Raw genomic sequence first — 12,011 nt, forward strand, 5'->3', positions numbered from 1 at the left:
GACGCCGGCCGGGCCGGACCAGCCCGCTCCGGCGGCCTTCCACAGCGAGCCCCCGGCCTTCGCCCCGGAGCTGCCCCGGCCCCCGATCGGCGGCGTGGCCCTGCCGCCGCCCCGCATCTCCGAGCCGCAGCCCGAGGAGAGCGACCCGATAGCGGCCACGCTGTCGCTGTCCACCGGCAGCCCGGGGGCCCGGTCCTCGACTCCCGACGACGGCGCCAAGGCCCAGCAGGCCAAGCTCAATGAGAAGTACGTCTTCGAGACCTTCGTCATCGGCTCCAGCAACCGGTTCGCGCACGCCGCCGCGGTCGCCGTCGCCGAGGCCCCGGCCAAGGCCTACAACCCGCTGTTCATCTACGGCGACTCCGGCCTGGGCAAGACGCACCTGCTCCACGCGATCGGCCACTACGCGCGCAACCTCTACCCGGGGACCCGCGTGCGGTATGTGTCCACCGAGGAGTTCACCAACGACTTCATCAACGCGATCCGCGACGGCGCCGGCAACCACCTGCGCAAGCGCTACCGCGATGTCGACATCCTGATGGTCGACGACATCCAGTTCCTGGAGAACAAGGAGGGGACGCAGGAGGAGTTCTTCCACACCTTCAACACCCTCCACAACGCCTCGAAGCAGATCGTCATCTCCAGCGACCGGCCGCCCAAGCAGCTGAACACCCTGGAGGACCGGCTCCGCTCGCGCTTCGAGTGGGGCCTGATCACCGACATCCAGCCGCCCGAGCTCGAGACCCGGATCGCGATCCTGCGCAAGAAGGCCCAGCAGGAGGGCTTGAACGCGCCGCCCGAGGTCCTGGAGTTCATCGCCTCCAAGATCTCCACCAACATCCGCGAGTTGGAGGGCGCGCTGATCCGGGTCACCGCGTACGCCTCGCTGAACCGGGCCCCTGTCGACTTGTCGCTGGCCGAGGACGTCCTGAAGAACCTGATGCCGGACGCGGCCGGTCCGGAGATCACGGTCTCGACGATCATGGTCCAGACCGCGATGTACTTCGGGATCACGATGGAGGACCTCTGTGGGACTTCTCGCAGCCGCATCCTCGTGACCGCGCGGCAGATCGCCATGTATCTGTGCCGCGAGCTCACCGACCTTTCCCTGCCCAAGATCGGACAGGCTTTCGGCGGCCGCGACCACACCACGGTGATGCACGCCGACCGCAAGATCCGCTCACTGCTCCCGGAGCGCCGGGCCATCTTCAATCAGGTGACCGAGCTCACGAACCGCATCAAGCAGTCCGGCTGACCTGCTCCTTCCCGCAAAGGCCCGGCACGCTCTCGCGCGTGCCGGGCCTTTTTGTCGTGGGCGGAAGACCTGCGACACGACACGCCGAACGTCGAGAAAACCCCCACCTCCCACGTTTCATAGCTCCTTGTCGATTAATGTCCTACATGTCCGCTTCGAAGCTCTATGTCGCTAAGGCGACGAGCGGAAAAGGTTCGGACGCATGACGTTCCGCAGGTTCGACATGTCACCCACATGGCAGATCGCACGATCATCGCCGTCCTGGGGACAACCCGGGGAAAAACTGGGGATAACCTGTGGACAACGCTGTGCGTAACTGAGTGGACGTGTGGATACCGGCGAGTTATCCCCAGAGTTGAATTGTTTTCCACAGCTGTACCCACAAGCAATGTGGACTAACATAATAGGTATGAGCTGCGGAAACAACGGTTATCCACAGTATCCACAGCCCCTACTACTACTACGAGAACAGGTAGCTACGTCGGCCGATTTGAATCGTCTCGGCCCACATCTGTGGAAAACCCTGCGGCTCGCTCATTGGACGTCCCACCGCAACGAAGCCGGATTCACTCTTTCAGGGCCCTCTGACACACCTTCCCCCGTTGTCGCCGTTTCCACTCCTCCCCAAGCTCGTTTCAGGCACACTGGAAGCTCCCAACACACACCGGCCAACACACACCGGCCAACACGCAGCGCCGATTCACAGCCTGTGGGTCGCAGACGGCATGATGGGACGCTGGTTCCGATGAGCAGCGAGTAAGCAAGCAGGAGGCGGTGTCCGGTGAAGTTCCGGGTCGAACGCGACGTCCTTTCCGAGGCCGTGGCATGGACTGCGCGGTCCCTGCCCAGCCGCCCGGCCGCCCCGGTGCTGGCCGGCCTGGTCTTCGAGGCCGTCGAAGGTGAAGGTGGGGACAGCGGCTCGGTGACGCTGTCCGGCTTCGACTACGAGGTCTCCTCCCGTGCCCAGATCAGCGCCGACGTCACCGAGCCGGGCCGGATCCTGATCCACGGCAAGCTCCTGGCGGACATCGCCAAGTCGCTGCCGAACCGCCCCGTGGAGTTCTCCACCGAGGGGTCGAAAGTCCTCGTCAACTGTGGATCCAGCCGCTTCACGCTGCAGACGCTCCCGGTCGAGGACTACCCGGCGCTGCCGACCATGCCGTCGGCCACCGGCGCCGTCACCGCCTCGGGCCTGGCCGGTGCGGTCTCCCAGGTGGCCATCGCCGCCGGGCGCGACGACACCATCCCGATGCTCACCGGCATCCGCGTGGAGATCGAGGGCGAGCGGGTCACCCTGGTCGCCACCGACCGGTTCCGGCTGGCGGTCCGCGAGCTCCAGTGGAAGCCGGAGCAGCAGGACATGTCGGCGACCGCGCTGATCCCCTCCAAGGTCCTGTCCGACACCGCCAAGGCGCTCACCGGCGGGGACTGGGTCACCCTGGCGCTGGCCGGCAGCGACGCCGGCGAAGGGCTGATCGGCTTCGAATCGGGCGAGGGCGCCTCCAGCGGGAGCAAGGGCTCGCGGCGGATGACCTCGCGGCTGCTGTCCGGCGAGTTCGTGAAGTACCGCTCGCTGTTCCCGAACGAGTACAACATCACCGCGACCGTCGAGACCGCGCCGTTCCTGGAGGCCGCCAAGCGCGTGTCCCTGGTCGCCGACCGCACCTCGCCGATCAAGCTGGCCTTCACCCAGGGCGAGGTGACCCTGGAGGCCGGGGCGGGCGACGAGGCGCAGGCCTCCGAGGCCATGGACGCGGTCCTGGACGGCGAGGACATCAGCGTCTCGTTCAACCCGAGCTTCCTGCTGGACGGCCTGCAGGTGATCGACACGCAGTACGCGCAGCTGTCGTTCACCGTGGCCTCCAAGCCCGCGGTGCTCATGGGCCGCCCGGCCCTGGACGCCCCGCCGCAGGAGGAGTTCCGTTACCTGATGATGCCGTTGCGTGTCCCCGGTCAGTCCGCGGGCTGACCCGGAAAGCACTGTTCACACGGGCCCCGTAAGGTCGGATCTGACACGATCAGGTGACGGAAGAAACAGAGGGAAGACCATGGAGATCGGTCTTGTCGGCCTGGGCAAGATGGGCGGCAACATGCGCGAGCGCATCCGCCAGGCCGGGCACACCGTCGTCGGCTACGACCGCGATCCCAAGCTGGCCGACGTCGGCTCGCTGAAGGAGCTCGTCGCGGCGCTGCCGACGCCGCGGGCGGTGTGGATCATGGTGCCGGCCGGCGAGGCCACCGACGCCACGGTGCGCGAGCTGTCGGACCTGCTGGACGCCGGCGACCTGGTGATCGACGGCGGCAACTCGCGCTGGACCGAGGACGTCAAGCACGCCGAGCTGCTCAAGGCCAAGGACATCTCCTTCGTCGACGCCGGCGTCTCCGGCGGGGTCTGGGGCCTGCAGAACGGCTACGCCCTGATGGTCGGCGGCGCGGAGGCCGACATCGCGCGCGCGCAGCCGGTCTTCGACGCGCTCAAGCCCGAGGGCGACAGCGGCTTCGTGCACGCCGGCGAGGTCGGCGCGGGCCACTTCTCGAAGATGGTCCACAACGGCATCGAGTACGGCATCATGCAGTCCTACGCCGAGGGCTGGGAGCTGCTGGAGTCCGCCCCGAACGTGACCAACGTGCGCGAGGTCTTCCGCTCCTGGCAGGAGGGCACCGTCATCCGTTCGTGGCTGCTGGACCTGCTGGTGCGCGCCCTGGACGACGATGAGCACCTGTCCGGCATCCGCGGCTACGCCGACGACTCCGGCGAGGGCCGCTGGACCGTCGAGGCCGGTATCGACCTGGCCGTGCCGACCCCGGCGATCACCGCCTCGCTCTACGCGCGCTTCAGCTCCCGTCAGGAGGACTCGCCGCAGATGAAGGCGGTCGCGGCGCTGCGCAACCAGTTCGGCGGCCACGCCGTGAAGAAGGAGAGTTAGGACCTCCCATTGCGGGTCACGCATCTGTCGCTGGCGGACTTCCGTTCGTACGCCTCCCTCGACGTCGCGCTCGGGGGAGGCGTCACCGCCTTCGTCGGGCCCAACGGGCAGGGGAAGACCAACCTGGTCGAGGCGATCGGCTACGTCGCCACGCTCGACAGCCACCGCGTGGCCACCGACCAGCCGCTCGTGCGCTTCGGCGCACCGCGCGCCATAGTGCGCGCGAACGTGGAGCGCGACGGCCGTACACAGCTTGTGGAAATCGAGCTGAACCCGGGCGGCGCGAACCGGGCCCGGTTGAACCGCAACGCGGTTCCGCGTCCCCGCGAGATCCTCGGCGTGCTGCGTACCGTGCTGTTCGCGCCGGAGGATCTCGCGCTGGTGAAAGGCGATCCGGGGGAGCGCCGCCGCTTCCTCGACGAGTTGCTGGTGGCGCGCTGGCCGCGGTTCGCCGGGGTCCGTGCCGACTACGACAGGGTGCTGAAGCAGCGGAACACCTTGCTGCGGACGGCTGCGATGGCCCGACGTAACAAGACCTCCGGCCCCAACCTCACGACGCTCGACGCCTGGGACCATCATCTGGCGCTGGCCGGGGCCGAACTGGTCGCCGCGCGCCTGGCGCTGATCTCGTCGTTGTCCCCCCTTGTGGACAAGTGTTACGTCGAGATCGCTGAGGGCGGCGCGACCCGCATCGGCTACCGCTCGACGGTGGCCGCCGAACCCGATCCGACCGTCGCTGTCCTGACGGAACAGTTCATGACGGCCCTGGGCGAGGCCCGCGCTAACGAATTGGACCGCGGCATCACCCTGGTCGGCCCGCACCGCGACGAAATGGTGCTGGAGCTGACCTCCTCCTCGGGCGATGCTGGGTCTTCTGGAAATCTGATGCCAGCCCGCGGCTACGCCAGCCACGGCGAGTCCTGGTCGTACGCGCTGGCATTACGTTTGGCTGCCTACGACCTGTTGCGCTCCGACGGATCCGAGGGCGGCGAGCCGGTCCTGATCCTCGACGACGTCTTCGCCGAACTCGACGCCAAGCGCCGCCGCCGGCTCGCCGAGCGCGTCTCCGGCGCCGACCAGGTGCTCATCACCGCGGCCGTGGACGCCGACGTCCCCGAGCAGCTGATCGGCCAGAAGTTCACAGTGGCCGGAGGGCAGGTGAACGCGGCGTGAATCCACAGCCTGTGGACAGCGGATCCGGCGGTGACGGCGCCGACGGTGCCGAGGGGGCCGACGCCAAGGGCTCCGGCATCGACCTGGCCCGTGCCGCGTTCGCCGCCGCGCGGTCCCGCAGCAAGGACGGCGGCGCGGGATGGAACGGCAACCGGCGTCGTAACAACAACCCCGGCCAGCGTTCGGGATCCGGTCCCGACGAACGCGATCCGCAGCTGCTGTCCTCGGCGATCCCCAGGCTGATCGAGGACCGCGGCTGGAGCGTGCCGGCGGCGGTCGGCGGCGTCATGGGCCGCTGGGGCGAGATCGTGGGCAGCCACATCGCGGCGCACTGCACGCCGGTGGAGTTCAACGACGGCATCCTCACCGTCCGCACCGATTCCGCGGCCTGGGCCACCGAGCTGCGGATGCTGGCTCCCCAGCTGCTGGCCAAACTCAATGCAGAACTGGGGACCTCCCGCGCGGCCCACGGTGGCCGCGACACCGCCGGCGCCATCTCGACCCTGAAAGTGGTCGGGCCCGGCGGCCGCTGACCGATCGGCGCCGGTTACTTGTCTTTTGACCTTGTTGCCGCTCTCGGGGATCGTTAGGTTCGCGCGGGGTGTTCGGCGCAGTCCCGGCAGTCCCATCGCCACCACGCGTCTCAACAGCGACGATCCCCTGGTCGTCCGGCCCGAATCGGCCACGCCACGGCGGACCATAAAGGTCCATACCTGTGACAATCACCCTCTCGCATCCTCAGACCGTGTCGGACGCTGTCGTGAGCCGTTCGCAGGGCGGCTCGTATGGGGGGACTTCAAAGACGGGCAAAAAATGTCTCTCAAGGCCTCACAGGGCCGTATGAGGGCCACTTTGGTCAGCCGGGCAGGGTAGAATAAAGCTCGTAAGTCTTCCCCTTCGCGGCTCGCGTCGGGCCGCGACTGTCCGGTGGGTTCCTCCGACGGCGCGCTCCGCACGCCCAGGCCGTGTTTTGAGAAAGGGCCAGCGCGCCGTGGCGGACGTAGAACCGACCGGGGACATCACCCCAAGCCCCGATGGCACCTATAACGCTGACTCCATCAGTGTCCTGGAGGGGTTGGAAGCCGTCCGGAAGCGGCCGGGCATGTACATCGGCTCCACCGGGGAGCGCGGCCTGCACCACCTGGTCTACGAGATCGTCGACAACTCGGTGGACGAGGCCATGGCCGGGTACGCCGACAACATCGAGATCAGGCTGCTGGCCGACGGCGGGGTGAAGGTCGTGGACAACGGCCGCGGCATCCCGGTCGGCATCAACACCAAGACCGGCAAGTCCGCGCTGGAAGTCGTGATGACGATCCTGCACGCCGGCGGCAAGTTCGGCGACGGCGGCTACAAGGTCTCCGGCGGTCTGCACGGCGTCGGCGTCTCGGTGGTGAACGCGCTGTCCACCCGGGTCGAGGTCGAGGTGCACACCGACGGTTTCGTCTGGAACCAGGTGTACAAGCACGGCGTGCCCGAGTCCGAGGTGTGCAAGGGGGGCCCGGCCGAGGACACCGGCACCTCGACGATCTTCTGGGCCGATCCCGACATCTTCGAGACCACGGTCTACACCTTCGAGACCCTTTCGCGCCGGTTCCAGGAGATGGCCTTCCTCAACAAGGGCCTGACGATCTCGCTGACCGACGAGCGTCCGGAGTTCCTGGACGAGAACGGCGAGCAGCGCTCGGTGAAGTACCACGCCGAGGGCGGCATCGCCGACTTCGTGCGGCACATCAACGCCCGCAAGGGCGAGCCGGTCCACCCGAACGTCATCGACTTCGAGGGCGAGGACAAGGACCGCACCCTGGCCGCCGAGATCGCCCTGCAGTGGAACAGCCAGTACTCCGAGTCGATCTACACCTTCGCCAACAACATCAACACCCACGGCGGCGGTACGCACGAGGAGGGTTTCCGTGCGGCGCTGACGACGCTGATCAACAAGTACGCGCGCGACCAGAAGCTGCTCAAGGAGAAGGACGAGAACCTCGCCGGCGAGGACATCCGCGAGGGTCTGACGACCATCGTCTCGGTGAAGCTGTCCGAGCCGCAGTTCGAGGGCCAGACCAAGGACAAGCTGGGCAACCCCGAGGCCAAGACGTTCGTGCAGCGTCTGGTCTACGAGAAGCTCGGTGAGTGGCTCGAGGAGAACCCGAACGAGGCCCGCGAGGTCATCCGCAAGACCATCCAGGCCTCCACCGCGCGCATGGCCGCGCGCAAGGCCCGCGAGCTGACCCGTCGCAAGGGCCTGCTGGAGTCCTCCTCGCTGCCCGGCAAGCTGTCCGACTGCCAGTCCAACGACCCGACGAAGACCGAGATCTTCATCGTCGAGGGTGACTCCGCCGGCGGCTCGGCGCGGTCCGGCCGCGACCCGATGACCCAGGCCATCCTGCCGATCCGCGGCAAGATCCTGAACGTCGAGAAGGCGCGCATCGACAAGGTGCTGCAGAACACCGAGGTGCAGGCGCTGATCTCGGCGCTGGGCACCGGGGTGCACGACGACTTCGACATCAGCCGGCTGCGCTACCACAAGATCATCCTGATGGCCGACGCCGACGTCGACGGCGCGCACATCAACACCCTGCTGCTCACGCTGCTGTTCCGGTTCATGAAGCCGCTGGTCGAGGCCGGGCACGTGTACCTGGCCGCGCCGCCGCTGTACAAGGTGAAGTGGACGCAGAACGACTTCCACTACGCCTACTCTGACCGCGAGCGCGACCAGTTGATCGAGGCGGGCGTCGGCGCCGGCAAGCGCCTGAAGGACGAGAGCGTGCAGCGCTTCAAGGGTCTCGGTGAGATGAACGCCGAAGAGCTGCGGATCACCACCATGGATCGGGAGCACCGGATCCTGCGGCAGGTCACCCTTGACGACGCGGCCCAGGCCGACGACCTGTTCTCGGTGCTGATGGGCGAGGACGTCGAGGCCCGCCGCAACTTCATCCAGCGCAACGCGAAGGACGTCAGGTTCCTGGACATCTGAGTCCGCACCCGTCCACGAACCAGCCTGACGAGAGCACCACCTCTCCTTGACAGCGAAGGATTGAGATTTGAGCACGGAGACTGTGGACGAGACGCCGCAGTACGACCGGATCGACCCGGTCGACCTCCAGACGGAGATGCAGCGCTCGTACCTCGACTACGCGATGAGCGTGATCGTCGGCCGCGCGCTGCCCGACGTCCGGGACGGCCTGAAGCCGGTGCACCGCCGCGTGCTGTACGCGATGTACGACGGCGGCTACCGCCCCGATCGCGGCTACTACAAGTGCGCCCGCGTCGTCGGCGAGGTCATGGGTATCTATCACCCGCACGGCGACTCCCCGATCTACGACACCCTGGTCCGCCTCGCGCAGCCCTGGTCGCTGCGGATGGTGCTGGTCGACGGCAACGGCAACTTCGGCTCCCCGGGCAACGACCCGGCCGCGGCCATGCGGTACACCGAGTGCAAGATGGCGCCGCTGGCCATGGAGATGGTGCGGGACATCGACGAGGACACCGTCGACCTCCGCCCCAACTACGACGGCCGCTCCACCGAGCCGGTCGTGCTGCCCGCGCGGTTCCCCAACCTGTTGGTGAACGGCTCGACCGGCATCGCGGTCGGCATGGCGACCAACATCCCGAGCCACAACCTGCGCGAGGTCAACGACGGCGTCCAGTGGTTCCTGCAGAACCCCGAGGCGAACAACGAGGAGCTCCTGGAAGCGCTCATGGAGCGCATCAAGGGCCCGGACTTCCCGACCGGCGCGCTGATCGTGGGCCGGCGCGGCATCGAGGACGCCTACCGGACCGGCCGCGGCTCGATCACCATGCGCGCGGTGGTCAACACCGAGGAGATCAACGGGCGGATGTGCCTGGTGGTCACCGAGCTGCCCTACCAGGTGAACCCGGACAACCTGGCGCTGAAGATCGCCGAGCTGGTCAAGGACGGCAAGGTCGCCGGCATCGCCGACGTCCGCGACGAGTCCTCCTCCCGGACCGGCCAGCGCCTGGTGATCGTCCTGAAGCGGGACGCGGTCGCCAAGGTCGTGCTGAACAACCTGTACAAGCACACGCAGCTGCAGGACTCCTTCGGCGCGAACATGCTGGCGCTGGTCGACGAGGTGCCGCGCACGCTGTCGCTGGACGCCTTCATCCGGCACTGGGTCACGCACCAGATCGACGTGATCGTCCGCCGCACCCGCTTCCGCCTGCGCAAGGCCCAGGAGCGCGCGCACATCCTGGTCGGCCTGCTCAAGGCGCTGGACGCGATCGACGAGGTGGTGGCGCTGATCCGCCGCTCCCCCACGGTCGACGAGGCCCGCACCGGCCTGATCGCGCTGCTCACCATCGACGAGATCCAGGCCAACGCGATCCTGGAGATGCAGCTGCGCCGGCTGGCCGCCCTGGAGCGGCAGAAGATCGAGGCCGAGCACAACGAGCTGATGGCCAAGATCGCGGACTACAACTCGATCCTGGAGTCTCCGGAGCGGCAGCGGCGGATCGTCTCGGAGGAGCTGCAGGCGATCACCGACAAGTTCGGCGACGACCGGCGTTCGCAGCTGGTGCCCTACGAGGGCGACATGTCCATCGAGGACCTGATCCCCGAGGAGGACGTGGTCGTCACGATCACCCGCGGCGGCTACACCCGGCGGACCAAGACGGACCTGTACCGCTCGCAGAAGCGCGGCGGCAAGGGCGTCAAGGGCGCGCAGCTGAAGCAGGACGACATCGTCGACCACTTCTTCGTCACCACGACGCACCACTGGCTGCTGTTCTTCACGAACAAGGGCCGGGTGTACCGGGCGAAGGCGCACGAGCTGCCGGACACCGCCCGCGACGCGCGCGGCCAGCACGTGGCGAACCTGCTGGCGTTCCTGCCGGACGAGAAGATCGCCCAGGTGCTGGACCTGCGGGACTACGAGCAGGCGCCGTACATGGTGCTGGCCACCAAGAACGGGCTGATCAAGAAGACGCCGCTGAAGGACTACGACTCGCCGCGCTCGGCCGGCGTCATCGCGATCAACCTGCGCGAGGACGACGAGCTGATCGCCGCCGAGCTGGTCTCCCCCGAGGACGATCTGCTGCTGGTGTCCAAGCAGGCGCAGGGGCTGCGGTTCACCGCCACGGACGAGGCGCTGCGGCCGATGGGGCGGGCGACCTCGGGCGTGATCGGGATGCGCTTCCGCGAGGACGACGAGCTGCTGTCGATGGACGTCGTCCGGCCGGACACGTTCCTGTTCACGGCGACCTCCGGCGGCTACGGCAAGCGGACCGCGGTGGAGATGTTCCCGCTGCGCGGCCGCGGTGGTCTGGGCGTCATCGCCGCCAAGACGGTCGACGAGCGCGGCGGCCTGGTCGGTGCCGCGGTGGTGGACGAGGGCGACGAGGTCATGGCCATCACGCTGTCCGGCGGGGTGATCCGGACGCGGGTGTCGGAGGTGCGGCCGACGTCGCGCGACACCATGGGCGTGCGGGTGATCAACCTCGGCAAGGGCGACACGGTGCTCGCGATCGCGCGCAACGGCGACCCGGCTGAGGTGGAGGACGAGCTGGGCGAGGCCGAGGGCGTTGACGGTGCTGAGGTCTCTGAAGTCGCTGAGCTCGAGGGTGCGGCTCCGGTGGCTGAGGCTTCGGAGGACGACCCGGTGAGCGAGGGCTCTGAGGACGCGGGTTCCGACGACGAGTAGTCGTCTGTTACGTGCGGCGAACGCGTGGCGGCGGTATCGGTGCGAGGCACCGGTGCCGCCGCTCGGTTTTCGGGCGCGATGCCCGCTGTCGGCCGGGCAGACGGGTGACGCCCGTTCGGCTGTCTGTGCCAGGCCTGCGACGTCCGGCTTGCTTCGTTACGTGTCCGGTTATGTGCACGGCGCAGTCTTGAGGTCCGTCGAACATATGGTCCGTGCTACGAAAAATTGCGGGGCCGGGGAGACCTACGGGGATTAGGACGGTAGCTTGGCCGGGTGAGTAGCGAGACGACGACCGATCCCGGCCTCGGAACCGACCCCGACGGCGTCGGTGGCGGGCCCCGCGCTTACGGGGCCGGCCCCGGCGCCGCTTCCGTTCCGGACGCCGCGCCGCCCGGGGCGCCCGGGGCGCACCGGCAGGGTCCGCCGCCGAACCAGCCGCCGCCCGGCTACGGGCCGCCGCAGGGTGGGCGCGGACCTGCGGGTCCCGGCCCCGGCCCCGGCCCCGGCTACGGCTCGGCCCCTGGTGGCGCCGGCGGTGTTTCTGGCGTTCCCGGTGGCCAGGGCGCTCATGGCGGGCATGCTGCTCCGATGGCGCAGGGCGGCCCTGCCGGGTCCGGCGGTCCTGGCATTCCTGTCGCTCCGGGGATGAGCGGCCCGGGCACTGCCCACGGCGGTGGTTCCGGCCAGGTCAGCCATGCCGGTCCCGGCGTCCCCGTCGGCCCCGGCCCCGGTCAGATGCCTGGCACCCATGGCATTCCCACCGGCCCCGGCATGCCCGGCGCTCCCGGCGGCCCGTCAACCGGAGCCGCAGCCGGCGCGGGCGCCGGTGCCGGTGCCGCGGTGGCAGGCGCAGCGGCCTCGATCACGGCGAGCCTGTCGGGTCTGGCCGGACGCTTTTCCAGCGGCGGAGGCCGTCGTACCGGGGGAAGACGCAAGGAAGCCCCTACCATGGGAACCGTGGCGTATCAGCAATCGGAGTCGGCCCAGGGCCAGGCG

Annotated in this window: 7 protein-coding genes; all 7 read left to right on the forward strand. The window is 68.4% G+C overall.

Features of this window, described 5'->3' with window-relative positions:
* The coding region (gene dnaA, locus GWK61_RS47305) for a chromosomal replication initiator protein DnaA (protein ID WP_228564113.1) at positions 1 to 1,255 on the forward strand (1,255 nt) is incomplete at its 5' end.
* Positions 1,256 to 2,036: 781 nt separating this feature from the next.
* Positions 2,037 to 3,224 (forward strand): DNA polymerase III subunit beta, encoded by a 1,188-nt coding sequence (gene dnaN / locus GWK61_RS47310; RefSeq protein WP_194919695.1) that lies wholly within the window; start codon positions 2,037 to 2,039, stop codon positions 3,222 to 3,224.
* Positions 3,225 to 3,303: 79 nt separating this feature from the next.
* A complete protein-coding gene (gene gnd / locus GWK61_RS47315) occupies positions 3,304 to 4,182 on the forward strand; it encodes a phosphogluconate dehydrogenase (NAD(+)-dependent, decarboxylating) (RefSeq protein ID WP_194919697.1) in 879 nt (292 codons plus the stop codon).
* A gap of 9 nt (positions 4,183 to 4,191) precedes the next feature.
* Entirely contained in the window at positions 4,192 to 5,355 is a 1,164-nt protein-coding gene (gene recF, locus GWK61_RS47320) for a DNA replication/repair protein RecF (RefSeq protein ID WP_194919699.1), read from the forward strand.
* The gene (locus GWK61_RS60215; RefSeq protein WP_194919701.1) at positions 5,352 to 5,888 is read left to right on the forward strand and encodes a DciA family protein; all 537 of its coding nucleotides are present in this window, start codon (positions 5,352 to 5,354) and stop codon (positions 5,886 to 5,888) included. Before recF ends, GWK61_RS60215 begins: the two co-directional genes overlap by 4 nt.
* A gap of 458 nt (positions 5,889 to 6,346) precedes the next feature.
* Positions 6,347 to 8,332: a DNA topoisomerase (ATP-hydrolyzing) subunit B gene (gene gyrB / locus GWK61_RS47330; RefSeq protein WP_194919703.1), complete on the forward strand. Its 1,986-nt coding sequence runs from the start codon at positions 6,347 to 6,349 to the stop codon at positions 8,330 to 8,332.
* Between the two features lie 136 nt (positions 8,333 to 8,468).
* Positions 8,469 to 11,015: a DNA gyrase subunit A gene (gene gyrA / locus GWK61_RS47335; RefSeq protein ID WP_369125670.1), complete on the forward strand. Its 2,547-nt coding sequence runs from the start codon at positions 8,469 to 8,471 to the stop codon at positions 11,013 to 11,015.
* The last annotated feature ends 996 nt before the right edge of the window (positions 11,016 to 12,011 follow it).

It is taken from the genome of Catenulispora rubra (assembly GCF_015356825.1).
Taxonomy (GTDB): Bacteria; Actinomycetota; Actinomycetes; order Streptomycetales; family Catenulisporaceae; genus Catenulispora; species Catenulispora rubra.